The 20,428-nt window shown below is 70.5% G+C and carries 17 protein-coding genes and 1 tRNA gene; 4 read left to right on the top strand and 14 right to left on the bottom strand.

Annotation, left to right across the window (positions count from 1 at the left end):
• Positions 1-8: 8 nt before the first annotated feature.
• Positions 9-839: an SGNH/GDSL hydrolase family protein gene (locus tag ACVW00_RS19635; RefSeq protein ID WP_457112577.1), complete on the top strand. Its 831-nt coding sequence runs from the start codon at positions 9-11 to the stop codon at positions 837-839.
• A gap of 26 nt (positions 840-865) precedes the next feature.
• Here the strand turns inward: ACVW00_RS19635 and ACVW00_RS19630 are convergent, their stop codons facing one another.
• From ACVW00_RS19630 to ACVW00_RS19620, 3 genes are all read right to left on the bottom strand, one after another.
• The gene (locus ACVW00_RS19630; protein ID WP_457112576.1) at positions 866-1,075 is read right to left on the bottom strand and encodes a DUF6458 family protein; all 210 of its coding nucleotides are present in this window, start codon (positions 1,073-1,075) and stop codon (positions 866-868) included.
• A 166-nt stretch (positions 1,076-1,241) separates the two neighbouring features.
• Positions 1,242-3,116, bottom strand: a complete 1,875-nt coding sequence (locus ACVW00_RS19625; protein ID WP_457112575.1) for an acyl-CoA dehydrogenase — start codon at positions 3,114-3,116, stop codon at positions 1,242-1,244.
• A 237-nt stretch (positions 3,117-3,353) separates the two neighbouring features.
• Positions 3,354-4,226: a hypothetical protein gene (locus ACVW00_RS19620; RefSeq protein ID WP_457112574.1), complete on the bottom strand. Its 873-nt coding sequence runs from the start codon at positions 4,224-4,226 to the stop codon at positions 3,354-3,356.
• Between the two features lie 111 nt (positions 4,227-4,337).
• On the opposite strand from ACVW00_RS19620, the gene ACVW00_RS19615 reads away from it, so the two are divergent.
• A complete protein-coding gene (locus tag ACVW00_RS19615; RefSeq protein WP_457112573.1) occupies positions 4,338-4,799 on the top strand; it encodes a nuclear transport factor 2 family protein in 462 nt (153 codons plus the stop codon).
• Between the two features lie 171 nt (positions 4,800-4,970).
• Here ACVW00_RS19615 and ACVW00_RS19610 read toward each other — a convergent pair whose 3' ends face one another.
• The gene (locus ACVW00_RS19610; RefSeq protein WP_457112572.1) at positions 4,971-5,606 is read right to left on the bottom strand and encodes a DUF2461 domain-containing protein; all 636 of its coding nucleotides are present in this window, start codon (positions 5,604-5,606) and stop codon (positions 4,971-4,973) included.
• A 48-nt stretch (positions 5,607-5,654) separates the two neighbouring features.
• A tRNA-Gly gene (locus ACVW00_RS19605) sits at positions 5,655-5,730 on the bottom strand.
• Positions 5,731-5,908: 178 nt separating this feature from the next.
• Here ACVW00_RS19605 and ACVW00_RS19600 point away from each other — a divergent pair.
• Positions 5,909-6,913, top strand: coding sequence for an FKBP-type peptidyl-prolyl cis-trans isomerase (locus ACVW00_RS19600; RefSeq protein ID WP_457112571.1), 1,005 nt, complete (start codon positions 5,909-5,911; stop codon positions 6,911-6,913).
• Positions 6,914-6,937: 24 nt separating this feature from the next.
• Here the strand turns inward: ACVW00_RS19600 and ACVW00_RS19595 are convergent, their stop codons facing one another.
• The gene (locus tag ACVW00_RS19595) at positions 6,938-7,708 is read right to left on the bottom strand and encodes an SGNH/GDSL hydrolase family protein (protein WP_457112570.1); all 771 of its coding nucleotides are present in this window, start codon (positions 7,706-7,708) and stop codon (positions 6,938-6,940) included.
• A 65-nt stretch (positions 7,709-7,773) separates the two neighbouring features.
• Here ACVW00_RS19595 and dcd point away from each other — a divergent pair, with 65 nt between their 5' ends.
• Entirely contained in the window at positions 7,774-8,349 is a 576-nt protein-coding gene (dcd, locus tag ACVW00_RS19590; protein ID WP_457112569.1) for a dCTP deaminase, read from the top strand.
• Positions 8,350-8,576: 227 nt separating this feature from the next.
• Here dcd and ACVW00_RS19585 read toward each other — a convergent pair whose 3' ends face one another.
• The 8 genes from ACVW00_RS19585 to ACVW00_RS19550 form a co-directional block, all read right to left on the bottom strand.
• Complete coding sequence (locus ACVW00_RS19585; protein ID WP_457112568.1) at positions 8,577-9,395, bottom strand: DUF4097 family beta strand repeat-containing protein; 819 nt, start codon at positions 9,393-9,395, stop codon at positions 8,577-8,579.
• A gap of 19 nt (positions 9,396-9,414) precedes the next feature.
• Positions 9,415-9,969, bottom strand: coding sequence for a toxin-antitoxin system HicB family antitoxin (locus ACVW00_RS19580; protein WP_457112567.1), 555 nt, complete (start codon positions 9,967-9,969; stop codon positions 9,415-9,417).
• A gap of 80 nt (positions 9,970-10,049) precedes the next feature.
• Positions 10,050-11,954 carry a CocE/NonD family hydrolase gene (locus ACVW00_RS19575; protein WP_457112566.1) on the bottom strand — a complete coding sequence of 635 codons (1,905 nt, stop codon included), beginning with the start codon at positions 11,952-11,954 and terminating at the stop codon, positions 10,050-10,052.
• Positions 11,955-12,189: 235 nt separating this feature from the next.
• The gene (locus tag ACVW00_RS19570; RefSeq protein WP_457112565.1) at positions 12,190-15,084 is read right to left on the bottom strand and encodes a heterodisulfide reductase-related iron-sulfur binding cluster; all 2,895 of its coding nucleotides are present in this window, start codon (positions 15,082-15,084) and stop codon (positions 12,190-12,192) included.
• Positions 15,085-15,209: 125 nt separating this feature from the next.
• Positions 15,210-17,789: a hypothetical protein gene (locus ACVW00_RS19565; protein WP_457112564.1), complete on the bottom strand. Its 2,580-nt coding sequence runs from the start codon at positions 17,787-17,789 to the stop codon at positions 15,210-15,212.
• Positions 17,790-17,884: 95 nt separating this feature from the next.
• Positions 17,885-18,637, bottom strand: a complete 753-nt coding sequence (locus ACVW00_RS19560) for an IclR family transcriptional regulator (RefSeq protein WP_457112563.1) — start codon at positions 18,635-18,637, stop codon at positions 17,885-17,887.
• A gap of 37 nt (positions 18,638-18,674) precedes the next feature.
• Complete coding sequence (locus ACVW00_RS19555) at positions 18,675-19,007, bottom strand: hypothetical protein (protein ID WP_457112562.1); 333 nt, start codon at positions 19,005-19,007, stop codon at positions 18,675-18,677.
• 75 nt (positions 19,008-19,082) lie between these two features.
• The gene (locus ACVW00_RS19550) at positions 19,083-20,276 is read right to left on the bottom strand and encodes an MFS transporter (protein ID WP_457112561.1); all 1,194 of its coding nucleotides are present in this window, start codon (positions 20,274-20,276) and stop codon (positions 19,083-19,085) included.
• Positions 20,277-20,428: the final 152 nt, after the last annotated feature.

The raw sequence follows: 20,428 nt of genomic DNA, 5'->3' as shown, positions 1-20,428 counted from the left end.
TGACACCCATGACAGCGGCGTACCGGCGGTTCGTCGCCCTCGGTGACAGTCAGACCGAGGGCCTCAACGACCTCGACGCGTCGGGCACGCCGATCGGCTGGGCGGACCGGCTGGCCGCGGCCCTCGACGCGACCACCAGCCCCGGACTCTCCTACGCCAACCTCGCCGTCCGTGGCGCCCGCGCCGCCGATGTCTTCGACCGGCAGCTGCCCGCGGCCCTGGCCCTCGAGCCGGACCTGGCGACGGTCGCGGTGGGGATGAACGACGTGCTGCGGCACGACTACGACCCCGACCGCACCGTCCAGCTCGTCGAGCAGACCTTCGCCGCGCTGACGGCGACCGGTTGCCGTGTCCTCACCATGACGTTCCCGGACATCGCGCTGATGCTGCCGCTCCTCGCCCGGCTACGGCCCCGCGAGGAGGCGCTGAACCTGCGGATCAAGGAGGCCGCCGAGCGCCACGGCGTCGAGGTGCTCGACCTGTTCCCCATGCGCCTGTGCGCGGACCCGCAGATGTGGAGCCACGACCGGATCCACGGGAGCAGCATCGGCCACACGCGGATCGCGGCCGCGATGGCGGCGCTGCTCGAGCTCCCCGGCGCGGACGACTCCTGGGTCCGTCCCGAGGAGGGGCTGCGGCCGGCCGAGGTGGCCGGACGGTTCGAGCGCTGGGTCGCCGTCAGCAGGGACGCCCACTGGGTCGCGACCTTCCTGGTGCCGTTCCTGACCCGGCAGCTGCTGCGACGCGGCGCCCGACGGCTGGCGAAGCGGCCCGTGCTCCTGCCGGTGCAGCAGCACGGCCGCCCCGCCCTGGCGGGCGAGGCGGCCGGCGTCGACTGATCACAGCCGGGTCACACCGGGGCTGGTCACTCCTCGATGTGTCGCTCGGTCCGCGTCACGTGTGCACGGCCGGCCTGCGCGTTGAGGATCAGCGCCAGGACGATGGCCAGGGCCCCGACCACCACGAAGATCCAGCCGAGGCCGTTGTCGTCGATGTGGCTGAGGTCGAAGTTCACGACTCCCGAGACCAGGACCAGACCGATGACGAGGAGCACGATGCCAAGACCGATACCCATGTTGACTCCCTAGGTTCCAAGGGCGGCTCGGGCCGCCCGCGACACATTCGTGCCGGTTTGTGGCGGTACCCGGGAGGGTGCCGTCCATGCGTGGACGTGCGACAGGGCCGCCCCGCAGTGCGGGACGGCCCTGGCGGCGTACGGGTCAGGCGAGGTTCCGGCCTGGTCAGAAGGCCGCCTCGTCGAGGTCCATCAGCGACAGGTCGGTCGCCTCGGCGATCGCGACCTCGGCGGTGATCCTCGGGAGGTTGGTGCGCGCGAAGAACTGGGCTGCGGCCACCTTGCCCTCGTAGAAGTGCTTGTCCGACGGCGACACGTCGCCGGCCAGCTTCTCCAGTGCGACCTCCGCGCCCTTCAGGAGCAGCCAGGCGCAGACGACGTCGCCCAGCACCATCAGCAGCCGGGTCGTGTTGAGCCCCACCTTGTAGATGTTGCGGATGTCGCCACCCTCGGCGGACTCGTCGGCGCTCATCAGCGTGTTGACCATCGTGCCGACCAGCGAACCCGCGTCCTCGAGGGCCTTGGCGAGCAGCTCGCGCTCGACCTTGAGGCGGCCGTTGCCGGCCTCGCTCTTGATGAAGGTGTCGATCTCGTTGTTGAGGTGGCCCAGGGCCTTGGCCTGGTCCTTGACGATCTTGCGGAAGAAGAAGTCCTGACCCTGGATCGCCGTGGTGCCCTCGTAGAGCGTGTCGATCTTGGCGTCGCGGACGTACTGCTCGACCGGGTACTCCTGCAGGAAGCCCGAGCCACCGAAGGTCTGCAGCGACTCCGTGCCGAGCAGCACCCAGGACCGCTCCGAGCCGTAGCCCTTCACGATCGGGAGCAGCAGGTCGTTGACCCGCTCGGCGAGCTCGTCGCGCTCGCCGTTGTGCTCGGCGACCTGCACCCGGTCCTGCCAGGACGCCGTGTAGAGCACCAGCGCGCGCATCGCCTCGGCGAACGCCTTCTGGGTCATCAGCGAGCGGCGTACGTCGGGGTGGTGGGTGATCGTCACGCGCGGTGCGGTCTTGTCGGCGGACTGGGAGAGGTCGGCGCCCTGGACGCGCTCCTTGGCGTACTCGAGCGCGTTGAGGTAACCGGTCGAGAGCGTCGCGATCGCCTTCGTGCCGACCATCATCCGGGCGTTCTCGATGACCTGGAACATCTGCGCGATGCCGTCGTGGACCTCACCGAGGAGGTAGCCCACGGCCGGCTCGCCGCCGCCGACCTGCGGGTCGCCGAAGGTCAGCTCGCAGGTGTTGGAGACCTTGATGCCCATCTTGTGCTCGACGTTGGTGACGTAGACGCCGTTGCGCTCGCCGAGCTCACCGGTCTCGAGGTCGAAGTGGTACTTCGGCACGATGAACAGGGAGAGGCCCTTGGTGCCCGGACCGCCGGCGCCTTCGACGCCCTGCGGGCGGGCGAGCACCATGTGCACGATGTTGTCGCACAGGTCGGACTCGGCCGAGGTGATGAACCGCTTGACGCCCTCGATGTTCCAGGTGCCGTCGTCGTTCGCGGTCGCCTTGGCGCGCCCGGCACCGACGTCGGAGCCGGCGTCGGGCTCGGTGAGCACCATCGTGGTGTTCCAGCCCTTGTCGACGATCAGCTGGGCGATGTGCTTGTCGCGGTCGTTGCCGTTGCGGTGGATGACACCGGCGAACATCGGTCCGGCGCCGTACATCCAGATCGCGGGGTTGGCGCCGAGGACGAGCTCGCCGATCGCCCAGTTCAGGCTCGAGGGCGCCGGGGTGCCACCGAGCTCGGCGAGCGTGCCGAGGCGCCAGTACTCCGACTCCATCCAGGCCTGGTAGCTCTTCTTGAACGACTCCGGCACGGGCGCGGTGTGGGTGGCGGGATCGAACGCGGGAGGGTTGCGGTCGCCGTCGACGAACGACTCGGCGAGGTCCTCGCGGGCCAGCCGGTCCAGCTCGCCCAGGATCGCGCGGGCAGTCTCTCCGTCGACCTCCGCGAACGGGCCGGTGCCCAGCACCTCGTCGCGGTTGAGCACCTCGAAGAGGTTGAACTCGATGTCGCGGATGTTGCTCTTGTAGTGGCTCACTGACCCACCTTTTCGGCTCTCGGGGTTCCGCGACCGGCTTTGCTACCGGTCGGTAACAACAGTATGTCTCGCCGTAGTTGACCTTGCAAGCAGAACTCGGGCGGCTGTGACGAACGCCAAGTTCGCAGCTGGGGTCGGGATGGGGCTCTGGGCTGCGGCCGGTCGGGCGGTTTCACTACTTCAGTAGTGAATTGGCCGCTTCCGTGACGCAATTGCGTGCCGGAAGCGGGAGATTCACTACTTCGGTAGTGAAACCGCCAGCTCGGCGAGCCGGCGCTTGTGCTTGCGGCGCTTGCGGTCCAGCCGGGCGTTCTCCCGCCGCAGCTGGGCCACCTCGTCGGCGAGCCGCTCGATCTCCGCCGTGGTGGCCGTCAACAGCTCGGTGACCGCCTCGAGCTGCGCCGCACGGCCCGAGACCGGTGCGGACCCCGCGCCCGCCGAGATCAGCGAGCCGTGCAGGTCGAAGCCGCGCTCGGCGACCAGCTTCGCCCAGCCCGTGGTGATCTCCAGCGCCCGGGAGTGGTCGAGGTCGGCGCGGAGCGAGGAGGGCAGCAGTCCCGCCGGTCGGGCGAGGTCGCCGATGCCGGCCTGGGTGAGGAAGGCCTGCCAGACGCCGTCTGCGTCGTCCGGGGTCGCGACCACGTGCACCCGGTCGGCGTGGATGGCCCTGGCCCATCGCGGCAGGAACCCCGCGAGATCGTGGCCTGCCCAGAACTCCTCGGCCTGCCAGTGGGTCCGCTCCGGGTCGAGCACCCGTGCGGCGTACTTCGCCAGCGAGGTGGTGGAGCCGTGCTGCACGGCGTCCTGCCAGCCGGCGTACACCTGCGTCGGCAGGTCGCGGACGAGCACGACCAGGTGCAGCTCGATGTCGCGGATGCCCGCGAGGCGCAGGCCGACCGCATCCTTGTCGGCCCGGGCGGCGTCGGGCGTGCTCAGCACGCTCAGGCCCTTGTGCCTCCAGATGGCGTCCTCGACCTCGTGCCACGGCCCGGTCGGGAGGGAGACCCCGAGGGCGGCGAGCTCCTCACGGTGCTGCTGGAGCCCCTCTGCGAGGAACGCCGTGCCGGGGTCGCTCGGGCCGATGTGCCAGATGACCGTACGTCGTGCCATGGCGCCACGGTGGCTCGCCGGAGTGGTCGGACGGTGAACACAGCCCGGCGTCCCGGTGATCACCGGGCGACAACCCTTGGCTGCGAAACTGAAACTCGTTACAGTTTTGCGATGATCGACTCCGAGTTCATCACCTGGGAGGCGCCCGACGGCGACCACCCCGCCCGCCGCCTCTCGCAGCGCTCCTACGACGCGGTCTCCCGCAAGGCGAAGGACGAGTGGCTGGACCTCTTCGACGACGACGCCGTGCTCGAGGACCCGGTCGGCCCCTCGTTCTTCGACCCGGAGGGCAAGGGCCACCGTGGCAGGGCCGGGATCAGCGCGTTCTGGGACATGGCGATCGGTCCGGTCAAGGAGTTCCGGTTCACCATCCGCGACTCGTTCGCCAACGGCAACGCCTGCGCGAACATCGGCACGTTCAGCACCGTGATGGAGGACGGCACCCTGGCGGACACCGACCTGATCGCGACGTACGTCATCACCGACCCGGAACAGGGCGAGCCCAGGATCCTCTCGATGCGCGCCCACTGGGAGGTCGAGCGCACCCTCGCGACCGTGCGCAAACCCGACTGATTGTCGAGTTGGGCCCGCCTACCCGTCGAGTTGGGTGCCGCTGTCCGCCGAGTTGGGTGAGCCTGCCCGTTGAGTGGGCCGCGCCTGTCATCGCCATCGGGCACTCTCTACCGACTCGACGGTCAGGTTGTCCCAAGTCGACGGTCAGGTTCTCCCAACTCGACGAGTTGTTCAGTCGCCCAGGCGGACGGAGATCCACTCGATCAGCGGGCGGAGGGTGCGCCAGTCCTTGCGGACGGCATCGACCAGCCCGGGGGAGTGGATCACCTCGTCGAAGCCGTACGGCTTGCCCGCGGTGAGCGACTTGTGGCGCAGCAGCGCGATGCGCGGGTGGTCGGCGGCGTACCCGCGCGGGGACGTCTTCAGGCGGTCACCGCCGATCTCGAATCCGGCCTTCTCGAGCCTGGTGAGGATCCGCTGCAGCTCCTTGCCGGTGGCCTCGTGGTCGATCGACTCGCGGACCCGGGCCAGGTCGGGTCCGCTGGCCTCGTAGAAGCCGCCGCCCGCGCGGACCCCGCGGGCGGACACCTCGACGTACCAGCCGCAGGCCGGACCGGCGGGCACGAACGCACCCTGGTGGGTCTTGTACGGCGTCTTGTCCTTGGCGAACCGGACGTCGCGGAAGGGGCGGAAGATCTTGGGAGTGCCGAACTCGCCTGCCAGCGCCTCGGTGAGGGCGGTCATCGGCGCCTTGACCGACTCCACGTAGACGGCCTTGTGCGCCTCCCAGAACGACCGGGTGTTGTCCATCTCCAGGTCGTCGTAGAAGTCGAGGGCCGCCTCGGGGAAGCCGGTGAACGCGCTCACCCCGGTGAGACTAGCGAGAGGGGTTTCGACAGGCTCAACCACCGGGTTTGGAGCGGATGACGAGATTCGAACTCGCGACATCGACCTTGGGAAGGTCGCGCTCTACCAACTGAGCTACATCCGCGCGTCGGCCGTACTCTGGCGCGAGCAAGTTCCGACGAGGTGTGATGGTAGCCGACGACGAACGGTCGCACGCACCCCGTCTGCGGGCGGTCGCACAGCTCCGGCACAGGCCGCTGCAAGGCTGCTTTGGGGAACTTGCGAGACTGTCCCAGATCACGTCGTCGATGAATCGAGCTCCCATGTTCCGCACCACCACCCTGCGTCGGCTCGCGCCGGTCGCCCTGCTCGCAGCCTCCGCACTCGTGCTGGCAGCGTGTGGCAGCGACAGCAAGGACAAGACCTCGAGCACCGCGAAGTCCTCGAGCAGTCCTTCGAGCAGCTCCTCGCCGACGAAGGACGCCAACGGCTGCAGCACCTTCTCCTCCGGCGCCACCAGCGACAGCGTCAAGGTCAGCGGCGCGTTCGGGCAGAAGCAGACCGCGACCTTCACGACGCCGCTGAAGGCCTCCGGGCTGGAGCGGACCGTCCTGGACAAGGGCAAGGGCGCGACGACCAAGTCGGGCGAGACGCTCGACGTCCTGATCAGCGTCTACCTGGGCAAGGACGGCAAGGCGCTCGGCAGCCAGCCCGTCAGCCTGACGGTCGGTGACGCGCAGATGATCCAGGCGTTCACCGCGGGCATCGACTGCGTGCCGATCGGCTCGAGGGTCGTCGTGTCCGCGCCCGCCAAGGACATGTACGGCGAGCAGGGCAACTCCCAGCTCGGGATCACCGCCTCGGACAGCCTGGTGATCGTGACCGACGTGATCGGTGAGAAGAAGCAGCTCGTCCCGCAGGAGTGGAAGCAGGGCGCGCCCACGGTCACGTTCGGCGCCGACGGCACGCCCACCCTGAAGCTCCCGGACTCCAAGCCGCCGGCCGACCTGCTGCTCAAGGTGCTCAAGCCGGGCACCGGCGACGTCGTCAAGGCCGGAGACACGGTCACGCTCGACTACCAGGGCACCAACTGGCGCACCGGCAAGATCTTCGACCAGAGCTACGGCAAGCAGCCGGCCAGCTTCGCGACCACCGACGTCGTCGAGGGCTTCGGCGCGGCGCTGGTCGGTCAGAAGGTAGGCGCCCGCCTGGTCGTGAGCATCCCGCCGAAGTACGGGTACGGCACGGCCGGCAGCGCGCAGGCAGGCATCAAGGGCACCGACACGCTGGTGTTCGTGATCGAGATCAAGGCCACCAAGACCGGCTGACCCGGACGGACCGGCCGACGTCGTTCAGGCCGGGGCGATCGGTGCCAGCACCGGTCGCTTCGGCAGGACGCCGTCACCGGAGGAACGACCGGTCAGCCGCCGGTGCACCCACGGAACGGCGTGCTGCCGCGCCCAGGCGAGGTTCTGGGCGCGCCGCTCACGTGCCGACGGCTCGGCGACGTGCGGCAGCGGGAGCGGCGCAAGCGCGTGGTCGGCGGCCAGCGCGTCGAGCACCGCGATGGCGATGGCCTGGTGGCCGACCGGGTTGAGGTGCAGCCGGTCCTCGTCCATCACCTCGCTGACCTTCCACCCGCGCATCCGCCACATGTCGACGAGCGTGGCGCCGTGCCGGTCGGCGATCTCCCGGACCCATTCGTTGAAGACGGCCGTCCGCCCGCGGATCATCCGGAAGACCGGGTTGATGCCCGGGTCGGCGATGGTGAACACCACCACGCGGGCGCCGCTGCCGGTGAGCCGGCCGACCGCTTCGTCGTACACGGCGGCGAGCGCGTCGAGGTCGACCCGGGGGCGCAGGACGTCGTTGCCGCCGCCGTGGATGGTCACCAGGTCGGGCTCGAGACCGAGCCCGGGCTCGACCTGCTCGTCGATGATCTCGCGGAGCTTGCGGCCGCGGATGGCGAGGTTTGCGTAGCCGAAGTCGGCGGGCGCCTGGGTCGCCAGCACCTCGGCGACCCGGTCGGCCCACCCGCGCAGGCCGTTGGGGCGTGCCGGGTCCGGGTCGCCGACCCCTTCGGTGAAGGAGTCGCCGAGGGCTACGTAGCGGTGGAACGGCATGGAGGGATTCTGGCAGGGGTTCGACAGGCCCAACCACCGCGGTGCGGCGGCGGTAGTGTGCTCGCGTGCTGCTCTCCGACCGCGACATCCTCGCCGAGATCGACGCCAAGCGGATCAGCGTCGAGCCGTACGACGAGTCGATGATCCAGCCGTCCAGCATCGACTTCCGGCTCGACCGCTACTTCCGGGTCTTCGAGAACCACCGCTACCCCCACATCGACCCGGCCGTGGACCAGTCGGACCTGACCAGGGTCGTCGAGGCCGACGGGGACGAGCCGTTCATCCTGCATCCCGGGGAGTTCGTGCTGGGCTCCACCTACGAGGTGGTCTCCTTGCCCGACGACGTCGCTGCCCGGGTCGAGGGCAAGTCGTCGCTCGGCCGGCTCGGCCTGCTCACCCACGCGACGGCGGGGTTCGTCGATCCCGGCTTCAGCGGCCACGTCACCCTCGAGCTCGCCAACGTCGCGACCCTGCCGATCAAGCTCTACCCCGGCATGAAGATCGGGCAGCTGTGCTTCTTCAGGCTCTCGTCGCCGGCGGAGCACCCGTACGGGTCGGAGAAGTACGGCTCGCGCTACCAGGGGCAGCGGGGCCCCACGCCGTCGAAGTCGTACGCGAACTTCCACCGCACCCGGATCTGAGCATCGCCTCGCGCACGGCGCGGCGCGACCAGAGCGGGCTCATCGGAGGTCGTGCTTGCGACGCCTGGAGGCGCGGCGTACCCGCTCGGAGATGATCAGGTTCGCCAGCTCTCTCTGGAGGATCGGGTTCTCCCACATGGCGGTTCCTCCTCTCGTGTTCGCGTTGGTGTGTGTCTGTCTGCTGGGCCGCGATGGGCGACCGGTCCTGCTCGCGCACGGGTGTCCCCTCACACCTGGAGGAGGCGTACGTCGCCGCTGACGGTGCTCGCCCGGAGCTCGACGTAGTCCTGGCCCTCGGCCGGCCTGCCCGTGCTCTGCAGGTTGCTCGCGACCGAGCCGCTCACGGTGTTGACGTCGGTCCACACCGGCGTGCCCGCCGGAATGCCGACCCGGACGTCACCGGACACGTTCTTGGCGGCGATCCTGCCGCGCGGAGCGAGGCCGATGACGAGGTCGCCCGACGCGGTCGTCAGGCTGACGTCGGCCTCCGAGCGCTTGAGCTCGAGGTCGCCGGAGCCGGTCTTGACGACGGTGCGCTCGTGGACCACGCCGATCACCACGTCGCCGGACCCCGTGGAGATCCCGGTCGTGCCACGGACGTCGCCGAGATCGACGTCGCCGGAGCCGCTCTTGATTCGCAGCTCGGCGCCGATCTCGTGGCAGCGGATGTCGCCCGAGCCGCTGTCGATGACGACCGAGCGCTCGGCGCGCTCGACGTCGACGTCGCCCGAGCCGGTCTTCAGCCTGAGGGCGCCCAGGCTGCCGGTTGTCTCGGTGTCGGCCGACCCGGTCTTCGTGGCCAGGTCGCTGCCGGTCGGTACGACGATCCGCACCGTGTGCGAGCCGGTGTCCAGGCCGAGGAAGCGGCCCTTGGGCGGGACCACGACGAGGTGGCGGCCGTGCGACTCGACGGTGAAGTCGTCCGCGCGCGGGCCGGTGATGTCGACCACGGACTCGGAGGTCTCGCGCGCTTCGACGGTCAGGGTCCCCGAGCCGAGCTCGGCGTAGAGCTCGACGGGATCGGGGGTCTGGAAGGTCTTGTTCATCTGCTTCTCCTTGGTGGGTTCAGACCCAGCCGGTCATCCGGCGGGTGCCGCGGCGTCCGCCGCGTCCGGGACCGAACGGGTCGGTGCCCTCGAGGAACGGGATGCTGGACAGGTCGATGTCGATGTTGATGCCGCCCGCCCGGGTCGCCGCGCGGAGCACGTTGACGATCCAGGTGTTCAGCGAGCTGCCGGTCCTCGTCGCCAGCTCCTCCGCGCGGGTCTTGACGCTCTCCGGGAGGCGGAGCGTGATCCGGGCGGTCGCGCCGTCGTCGTCCTCGTCTCCTGCGCCGGGCGGCTGGGTCGCGGCCGGCTGGGCGGCGGAGGGTGTCGGGGCCGCGTCCTCCACGACGAACTCGAGGTCGCGCCCGCTCAGGCGGACGTCGACCGAGCCCGCGCGCATCTCGCTGGTGATCTCCGCTGCCGCCTGCGACAGCGTCTCCATCAGGGCGAGCCGCATGCTCGGGTCCAGGGCGCGGGCAAGGCGCTCGGCGGCGTCACGGACCTGCTCGTCGCCCGCGGCGGCGGCCTCGGTCAGGTCGTGGCGGAGGCGCTCCACGTAGGGGGTGATGTCCATGTGCACCACGATGACATCATCATGGTGTCACGTCAAGCAATATCCGACATCATCCGATGTCAGCGTGGCATCACCAGCTGTCAGGGCGTCGTCACCGCCGGGACGGTCAGGGACGACGGCGTCAGGCCGCCGCTGTGGACGGTGATCGCGGACAGCCCGCCGAGCGCCAGCGTCAGGTTGGGCAGCAGGTGCGGCACGTCGTACGCCTGGATCGCCAGCCGCAGGCGGTGGCCGGGCTGGATCGATGCCCCGGTCGGGAACACCTCGACGTCGATCGGAGCGACACCGGTCAGGTCGTGCCGCGACGCCGCGGTGAACGGGTGGTAGGGCTGGACCAGCTTGCCGTCGAGGTATCGCGACCGGCTCGGGTCGAGGTCGCGGAACGAGATCACCTGCCAGCCGCCGGTGAGGCGGCTGACGGTGCCGTCGGGCGCGACGTCCTCGACCGCGACCGCGAGCATTCCGTCGCCGACCAGCCCCAGCACCGAGGTGTAGAGGCGCGCGTCGATCGGGCCCTGGAAGCGCAGCGGAGTGCTCACCGGGTCGGTGTCGAAGACGACTCCGGTCAGGTCGTTGACCCGGTTGTCGGCCAGACAGGGGTTGGACAGCGGCAACAGGTTCAGGACCCCCGCCGTCCACTGGTTCGTCGAGCGGGTGCACAGGCCCGAGACCGGGATCGGCAGCATCGTGGCGCTGCCGGGTGCCGCGGAGCCGGTGGTCAGCCTGCCGCCGGACAGCAGGGCGCCGCCGGAGAGCTTGAAGGTGAGTGCCTTCCGGTCGCCGCCCAGCCAGCTCTGCGAGGTCTGCCAGCTGCCGGTGCCCTGCTCGTAGTAGGTCAGCGGAGCGATGTCGCCGTCGAGCGCCGGGTCCGGCAACCCCTTGACGTAGTGGTCGAACCAGCGCAGCTGCAGCTCCGAGAGGGAGCCGTAGCCGGCGTCGCCGACCTGGGCGCCCGAAGAGCCCTGGAGGTGGTCCCAGGGACCGATGATCAGCTTCGTCGGGATCCCGCGCCTGCGGAGCCGGTCGAAGAGCATCGGCGTGCCGCGCTGGAAGAGGTCGAACTCGCCGCTGATCAGGAACGTCGGCACGTCGACCTGGTCGATGACGTTGATCGGCGAGCGCTCGGCGTAGAACGGTCCGTCGTACGCCGGATCGGCGCCGGCAGCCGCGTCGAGCAGCAGGGGCGCGGTGAAGGTCGCGGCGGCCAGGAGGTGGCTGGCAAGGGCGGCGAAGCCGGACTGCGGGTCGCTCGCCGTGACCGCGGGTGGGAACAGCCCGGTGAAGGTCACCAGCCCCAGCCACAGCGGCATGAAGCCGACGTCGAGCTGTCCGCCGGAGGCGACGATGTCGCGGTAGACGTCAGCGCCGGGCACCTGCGGGAAGATCGCCTTGAGGCCGGGCGGCTTGCCGGCCGCGGCGAAGATCTGGCTGATCCCCATGTACGACGGGCCGACCATCGCCGTGTCGCCGTTGCTCCACGCTTGCTGGTGCGCCCAGGTCATCACCTCCGCGCCGTCCTGGTTCTCCCGTGCGCAGAACGCGCACCACTCGCCCTCCGACGACCCGGTGCCGCGGGCATCGACGGTCAGCTGGGCGTAGCCCCGCGTCACCAGGTACGCCGGCCCGGCACCCGCGAGCGTCGACCCGAAGCCGCTGGCCGTGACCGTCTTGTTGTAGGCGGTGATCGTCACCACCACGGGGAAGCGGCCCGGCACGGCGGTGCCGTTCGCGTCGGCCGGGAGCACCAGGTCGCCACGGAGCACCACGCCGTCGCTCATCGGGATGGCGAGGTCCTGGACGGTGGTCGTGCCGGGGTAGTCGGCCGGCCTGGGCGACCAGTACATCACCCTGGCGGGCGACGCCGCCGGTACGGCGCCGGGTGCAGCGTCCCGCGTGGGGGAGGCCGTGGCGACCCCGCTGAGGGTGCCGGCGACCAGGGTGAGCGCCGAGACGGCGACGACGACGAGGCGGGTGGGTGAGCGCACGCGGGGTCCTCCTGGGTGTCAGGAGGTCAACGGCGCGGGTCGAGCCGGAGTTACGCGGCCACGTCGCCGCGGCTGAGGTTTCGACCCGTTCAACCTCTTCGCGTCGCAGCCCGGCTCGTTCCTCGCCGGTCTGCGGCTCAGGTTTCGACCCGCCGTTGCGGCTTCGCAAGCTCAACCGCAGGCTCGCTCAACCTCTTCGCGTCGCAGCCCGGCTCGTTCCTCGCCGGTCTGCGGCTCAGAGGTCGAAGAGCGACCCGCCCTCGGGGATCTTCTTGTCCGTCGCCGGCTGGTGCGCCTCGCTCGAGGAAGCCGGCTCGGGCTGCTCGGGCGGCTCGGCCTCCGCTGCGTCCTCGGACGGCTCGGCCTCGTCGTCCTCGGCCTGACCCGTCGGCGCCTCGGCCGCGGTCTCGGTGGCCGGTGCGCCCTCGGCCGGACCGGCGATGTCGAACAGCGAGCCGCTGCCGATCTCGGTCCCGGGCACCGGAGCCGTGCCGGCCTCCTTCGACTCGGCGGCGGTGGGCTCCTCGATCGGCTCGGAGGTCACCGGCTCCTCGTCGGCGACGGCCTCCGCCTGCGCCTTCTCCGACGGGGTCGGCTCCTCCTGGCCGGGCGCGGGGAAGTCGAACAGCGAACCACCCGAGGTCTCCGCCTTCGGTTCGGCCTTGGCCTCGGCCTTCGCGGCGGGCGGGGCCCCGGCAGGGGCCGCCTTTGCGGGCTCGCTCGGAGCCAGGTCGAACAGCGAGCCGCCCTCGGCTGGCTTGGTCTCGGCTGGCTTGGTCTCGACAGGCTCGGTCTCGACAGGCTCAATCACCGAAGAGGGGGTGTCGAACAGCGAGCCGCCCGAGGACGCCTGCGCCGCCGGACCCACGTCCGCGGGCTCGGTGACGGTGTCGTCGGTCTGGGTGGCGTCAGCAGCGGACGGCTCGGCTGCAACGGGCGTCTGCTTCGGCGACGACGCCCGGGACACCGGAGCCTCGCCCTTGACCGAGGCCAGCAGCAGCTGGGCGACGTCGAGGACCTCGACCTCTTCCCGCGCACGTCCGGCGGACTGCTCCTCGGTCAGGCCGTCGGAGAGCATCACCCGGCAGAAGGGGCAGCCGACGGCGATCTGGTCGGCGCCGGTCTCCACGGCCTCGCGCGTGCGGTTGACGTTGACCCGCTCGCCGATGGTCTCCTCCATCCACATCCGCGCGCCGCCGGCACCGCAGCAGAAGGACCGCTCGGAGTTCCGCGGCATCTCCTTGAGCTGCGCGTCCGGGATCACGTCGAGCAGCTCGCGCGGCGGGGCGTAGACCTGGTTGTGGCGGCCCAGGAAGCACGGGTCGTGGTAGGTCAGCGAGCGGGTGCCCGACCCGGCGGCGGCCGCGACCGGGGTGAGCTTCTTCTCGCGCACCAGCCGGTTGAGCAGCTGGGTGTGGTGCACGACCTCGAGCTCCAGGCCGAACTGCTTGTACTCGTTCTTGATCGTGTTCATGCAGTGCGGGCAGGTGGAGACGACCTTCTTCGCCTTCGTCTCGGTCAGCGTCGCGATGTTCTGCTGCGCGAGGCCCTGGAACACGAACTCGTTGCCGGCTCGACGGGCAGGGTCGCCCGTGCAGGTCTCACCGTTGCCCAGGACCGCGAACGAGACGCCCGCGGTGTCGAGCAGCTCGGCGACGGCCCGGGTGGTCTTCTTCGCCCGGTCCTCGTAGGCGCCCGCGCACCCGACCCAGAACAGCCACTCGACCTCGTCGAGCGACTCGACGTCCTCACCGACGACCTTCACGTCGAACGGCAGCCCCTGCGCCCACTCCATCCGGGCGTTCGGGTTCATGTTCCACGGGTTGCCCTTGTTCTCCAGGCCCTTGAACAGCCCGTTGAGCTCGGCGGGGAAGTTCGACTCGACGAGCACCTGGTAGCGGCGCATGTCGACGATGTGGTCGACGTGCTCGATGTCGACGGGGCACTGGTTCACGCACGCGCCGCAGTTCGTGCAGGACCACAGCACGTCGTCGTCGATGACGGCACCGCCGGTCGGGTGCCAGGCCTCGCCCTCGGTGGCGCCGACCAGCGGCCGGCCGGCCTCCGCCAGGACGGCCTCGGGGAGCGCGGCGCGCTTCTCGTCGCTGTCGGCGAGGAGGTACGGCGCAGCCTTGAACGCGTGGTCGCGCAGGTTCATGATCAGCAGCTTCGGCGAGAGCGGCTTCTCGGTGTTCCAGGCCGGGCACTGCGACTGGCAGCGGCCGCACTCGGTGCAGCTGGCCATGTCCAGCAGGCCCTTCCACGAGAAGTCCTCGATCGAGCCGATGCCGAGCCTGGTGTCCTCGTCCATGTCCTCGACGTCGTCGAGGTCGACCGGCTTGCCGTCCGACATCATCGGCTTGACCGCGCCGAGTGCGATCCCGTCGGGCCGCTTGAACATGACGTTCAGCGGCGCGATGAAGATGTGCAGGTGCTTGGAGTTCAGCACGAAGATCAGGAAGACCAGCATCACGCCGAGGTGCAGCAGCAGGCCGACGCTGATCAGGGCAGTGCTGTCCGGCAGCACCTTGCCGAGCGCGTAGGAGACGAACGCGGCCTTGCCGTAGCCGCGGTCGGTGCCCAGGTCGCGCGCCTCCACCGAGCCGCGGAAGAGGAACAGCGTCCAGATGACGTTGAAGATCATGAACAGGGTGATCCAGGCGCCGGACAGGTGCGATCCCTTGAACCGGGACTTGCGGCCCAGCCGCTCCGGCGCGTTCTTCACCCGGATCCAGGTGAACGTCGCCAGGCCGACCAGGCAGAGCACGCTGATCAGGTCCTGGGCGAAGCCGAGCACCGACCAGTTGCCGAAGATGAACCAGTTCCACTCCGGGTTGCGCGAGACCAGCACGGCGTACGCCTCGAGGTAGACGCTGGCCAGGATGAGGAACGCGTACATGACGAACGTGTGCGCCGCGCCGGGCACCGACCACTTGAGCAGCCGCTGCTGCCCGAGGACCTCGGAGAGCTGGCTCCCGATCGCGGCGCCGGTGCGCTTGGTGAGGTTCTCCACCCGGTCCGGGGCGGGCTGACCACTGGTGATCAGCCGGGTGAGGAAGCCGACCCGGCGTCCCGCGAGCACCAGCGTGACGGCCGTCATCAAGAGACCCAGGATCAACGTGAAGGTCACTGCGTTCACTCCAACCTTGCGGCGCGAGCCGGTGTGCGGACGTAACGGGCAGCAGCCTACGGGCGCGCGCGGTCGGGGTCAGCCGCCGTCCGTGTGAGAATTGCTACCCCCGGGTAACCGTTTGCTCAGCCGGTGACAGTGGTGACCTTGCCGGCCGCGTCGAAGTTCACCGTGGCCGTGCCCGTCGCGGTGCAGTAGGTGAACCGGCGGTCCAGCCGCCGGTCGGGCTGGCCGGCACGCTGCAGCACCGTCCACCAGTCGGTGCCGGCGGGAAGGCTGGTGTGGAAGAACGATGCCGACTTGACCGACGAGGGATTGGTGCAGGCGTTCGGCACCACGCCGTACGCCCGCTCCCACATCTGCAGGTAGGACTCCGACCCGCGGGCCAGGTCCTCGACGATGTCGTTGCCGGCCAGCTTGCGGAGGTCCTCGATCCAGTCGGCGTAGAGGCCGTAGTGGGCGACGCCGTCCTTGTTGATGTCGAAGGTCCGCTGGCCGCTGACCTGCTGGCCGACCTGCACTCCGCCGAGGCCGGTGAAGGGGTACGTCACGGGGTTGTCCGCCGCGTTCGGCCGGGGGTTGCCCTGGGCGCCGAGGCCGTTGATGTCGGCGCCGTAGCCGAAGCCCCAGTACGTCGCGGGGTTGGCCCAGCCGAGGTGACGCCTCCACTTGTCGACGAAGCCGGTGCTGTCGCCGGCGTACGGCGTGATGTAGCCGTCCTCGCCGTAGATCCGCGGGTACGCGTCCGGAGTCGACCACGAGTGGCTCGAGACGACCCCGGAGTAGTGCAGCTGGTCGATCAGGTCGAGCGACTGCTGCCGGGCCTTCACGCTCATGTGGTCGGGGTCGAAGATCATGTTGCGGGCGACCATGCCCTTGATCGTGGCGGTGCCGAGGTCGCTGAGGCCGAGCTTGTTGCAGTGGTGCTTGGCCGGGTAGAGCGGGAGCTGGGGCACCAGGTTGTAGAGGTTGGTCGGCAGCACGCTCAGCAGCGCGCCGAACAGCGCGTCCTGCGACGGGATCGGGGCGGAGTTGTCCTGGTCCTTGTCGTGGATCTCGGGGTCGTTCGGGTCGCAGGTCTGCATCCGCCAGGGCGAGCCCGTCTCGAGGGTGTTCGCCGTGTTGACCAGGTAGCCGGTGGAGCCCTCGTCACCGGCGACGCCGGCGAGCGCGTTGTCGAACTTGTTGACCAGCTCCATCTGGGTGACGCCCATCGCCCGGACCTCGTCGAGCTGCTTCTCGATGGAGGCCTGGGTGCACGTCGGGATGCCGAGCCGGATGTGGCAGCCGAAGAGCACCGAGGTCTCGATCCCCATGACGACGGCGAGCTTGCCGGCGTTGATCACCTGGCGGGCGTCGACGGGGTTGGTGACGATGCGGTACCAGCCCTTGCCCGGGCCACCGTGCTGCGCGTCGACGTAGTCCTGGAGCTTGTACATGTCCTTTGCCTGCAGCCGGACGGAGTCCATGTCGTCGCAGGAGTTCCGCTTGACCGGGTAGAGCATGCAGAGCTGGTTGTTCTCGACCAGCAGGTTCACCATGACCCGCTGGCCGGCGCGCCAGGAGCGCTCGATCCACTTGTAGTAGGTGCCCTCGTGGGTCAGGGCGTCGGGTGCCGGCCAGTCCTTGAAGGTCGGCCAGCCGACCGGGTCGGTGCTCACCCCGCCGGAGAGGAACGACTCGACGGCGGTGCCGAGGACGGCATCGGCTCCCTGGCAGCCGGCCAGCGCCACGGTGACGCCCCAGGGTGACCACGGCCGGCCGCAGTGGAAGTCGCCCCCGATGAACTCGAAGGCCATCCCGTGCATGTGCGCGTCGACGTACCCGCGGGTCTCCTGGAAGCTGCTCACGCCGGCGGTCGGGTCGCCCTCGACGTTCGTGGTGATCTCCGGGAACGTCGTGCAGCCGGTCGTCCGGTACGGCGTGAACTGGGTCGCGTCGCTCGGGACCGACGCCCACGTCGCCGCCTGGGTCGCGGACGCCGCGAGGTAGCCGTAGCCCGGCAGGAACAACCGGAACTGGCCGGGCGCCGCCTGGGTCACGGTCCAGTTGACCTCTTCGCCGGGCGCGCCCGCGTAGCCGATCCTCGGAAGGAGGAGGCCCACCTTGCCGAGGTACTTCTGGTCGGGGCTGTAGAGCAGGTAGCGACCGAGGTCGGTCGGCTTCAAGTACAGCGGCGTCGCGCCCGTGACGTCGGTCGCCGAGAAGGAGGTGCCGTTCAGCCAGCGGTGGCTGAGGGTCGACTGCAGCCCGTAGCAGGCGTTGAAGAGGTTGTAGCGGTCGGTCGGGACGGTGGGCTGCGCGGGATCGACCGGCACGTGGGTGAGGGCCGGGTCGGACTGCTGGCGCTGCAGTGCGGCCGCCGCGGCGTTCGCCGCGGCCTGGGCCGTCGTCGTCGGGTCCGAGATGTCGCCGTCCGCCTCGGCCGCGGTGACCCGGGTGACCGAGTTCTTCGTCAGCGGGTTGTTGTGGTCGTGCGTCGGCGCTCCGGGCAGGTGGGTGTGGGTGCCGTCGGCGTTGAACACGATCGGGTCGGCGGCCTTCTTCGCGACCGCGTTCGCTGCCGTGGCGGCGTACGCCTTCTTGAGGCCGTCCGCCCCCAGTCCGGTGCCGGCCGACGCGGTGTGGGCATTGAGCGTCAGGGTCGCGGCGACGACGGCGAACGAGAGCCAGACCGCGAGCGCGAGCCGGAGATGTGGGCGCATGTGAGTCCTCAGCTGTCCGGGGTCGGTGCACAACCGGGGTGACCAACGACTCACCGGCACGCCGGGTCACGGCGCGGGGACCGGCCCGGCCCGGGTCAGTGGCCGCGGACGCGCCTGGTCAGTGCGACGGCGGTCGCCCGGACGGCGTCGGCGATGAGGACGGTGTCGACCTCGGCGTCCGACGGATACGTCACCGCGAGACCGGCCAGCGGCAGGTCGTTGTGGTCGAGGACTGCCGCCGCGATCGAGGCGAAGCCGGGGGTGACCTCGCCGTCCTCGCGGGCGAGCCCGCGCTGGCGGGTCTCGGCGAGGATCGTCCGCAGACCGCTCAGCGACGTCGGGCCGGTGCCGTGCCGCTGCACGAACGACTGCCGGTCGGGGTACAGCGCCCGGACCTGTGCGGTCGGCAGCGCCGCGAGGATCGCCCGGCCGCTGGCAGTCAGGTGCGCGGGCAGGCGCACGCCGACCTCGGTGACCAGCGGGGGCCGCCCCGGTGCGCGCTCCTCGATCACGTAGAGCACGTCGCGGCCGTGAGGGACCGCCAGGTGCGCCGACTCGCCGGTGCGGTCGGTGAGCGCGGCCAGGTGCCGGCGCGCAAGGCGCTGCAGCGGGGCCTGCCGCGAGTAGCCGCTTCCGACCTCGAAGGCCGCGACGCCCAGGCCGTAGCGGCGCTCGTCGGGCAGGTGGGTGACGAAGCCCTCCTCCGCCATCGCGTTCATCAGGTGGTAGGCCGTGGACCGCGGCAGGTTGCACGCGCGCATGATCCGGTCGAGCGGGACGGGGTCGGGCTGGCTGGCCAGGAACTTCAGCACGCGCATCGCCTTGGTGGCGGCCGGCACCTGACCCATGCGTCCAGCGTAGGGCCGAGCCCGTGTGCGGGTCGGGCTACGGCGCCGGGGTGCGGCTCCAGGAGGGCTCCGCCCCCGTCCAGACGCCCCGGAAGTGCGTCCCCTCGGTGATTATCGCCAGGACCGGTCGCCAGACGTCGTCGCACCCGGGCGTGTGCACGCTCTCGTCGATGGCGGTCAGCGAGGCGAACTCCTCGGCCCACGAGAAGGCGCGGTGGGCGCGGTCGCCGACCCACTGCCACTCGGTCCTGATGGCCAGGATCTCCGGATGCTCAGCCTCGATGTGCGCTCCGATCGACTTCAACGCCGCCAAGCACGATTCCCGGTCGGCCTCGCGGACGCTGAACTGCTGCACGACCCAGATGCCCATCCCCGAACCCTCCTCCTCCCGCGTCGGGGAGGCCATGGTCAGTCCGGGCCCCCGGGGCCTCCAGGGCCGGAGTCGTCAGTCGTCGAACGCCGTCTCGTCGCGAGGCACGAGCGGAAGCGCCACCAGAGGACCGAGCGTGCTGAGCGTGAAGGCCGTCGCATAGCCCCAGTGGCTGATCGCGGCGCCGGCGATCGGACCCGCTGCGGCTGCGGTGAGGTACTGCGCGGTGTTCTGGATGCCCAGGGCCCGCCCGGACCAGAACGGCCCTGCCCGCTCGGCCACGGCCGTGAAGGCGAGCCCGTTGTCCGCCACCGTGACCACGGTCGCGACCACCATCAGGACCACGGCGACGCCGAGGTCCATGCCGGCGGCGAGGCCGAGCGCGGCCATCGTCAGCGCCGCCGCGACGGCGACCCACCGGAGGACGGCGATGCGGCTGCCCACGCGGTCCGACGCGGCGCCGACCACGATGCGACCCACGGCGCCGAACACCTGCGCGACCGCCACCAGTGCGCCGGCCGCGGCCGGCGACCAGTCCCGGTCGTCGATCAGCCAGACCAGAGCGAAGGTCCACACGACGAACTGCGGGAGCACGAGCAGCACCGAGATGCCGTGGATGCGCGCCAGGTACGTGCTCTTCGCGTAGGGGTTGGGCGCGACGCCGCCGGAGCGGTCCGGTCGTGGCGGGTCGAGCACGACGAGGGCCACGGCGAGCGCGGCGACGCTCGCCGCGACGGTCGGGACCAGCAGCGCCGCGCTGATCCCGTGCCGGTCGGCGATCACCGCGATCAGGATGGCCGCGACACCCACGCCGATCGGCTGTGCTGTCTGCCGGATCCCCATCGCCAGTCCGCGCTGACGCGGCGGGAACCAGCCCACGACGACCCGGCCACTCGCGGATCCGGTGCTCGCCGCCGCAGCGCCGGCCACGAAGAGGCTGAGGGCCAGCAGCGGCGTGCTGTCGGCCCGGGTGCTGGCGGCGCCGGCGACCGCGGTCGCGCCGAGGCCGGCGAGCAGGGCGAACCGCTCTCCGGTCCGGTCGACGACCCAGCCCCACGCGACGAGCGTCAGCATGACGCCCAGCATCGGGGTCGCGGCGACGAAGGCGGAGCTCGCGAGCGACAGCCCACGGCGGTGGTGCAGGACCGGGATGAGGAAGGCCGGACCGTGGATCGTCACCGCAGCCGCCGCCTGGGCGCTCGTGCTCACCCCGAGCATGGCCCACCGACGGGCGGTCCCGACGGTGCTCGGGTCGACGGCGGTGGACATGGGCTCACGCTAGGTCTGGTACGCCGCGACCCCTCGGGATTTCTTGCGGGGTGGTCGGTGACATGCATCTCCGCGGCAGCACCCGGGGCGCGCGTCTCGCATGTGAGACGGGTGCCCCGGGTCGACTCTGGCTCGGACGAGCCGTGCCGGGC

The organism is Marmoricola sp. URHA0025 HA25 (genome assembly GCF_054059435.1).
This window is presented reverse-complemented; position numbering and strand designations above follow the sequence as displayed.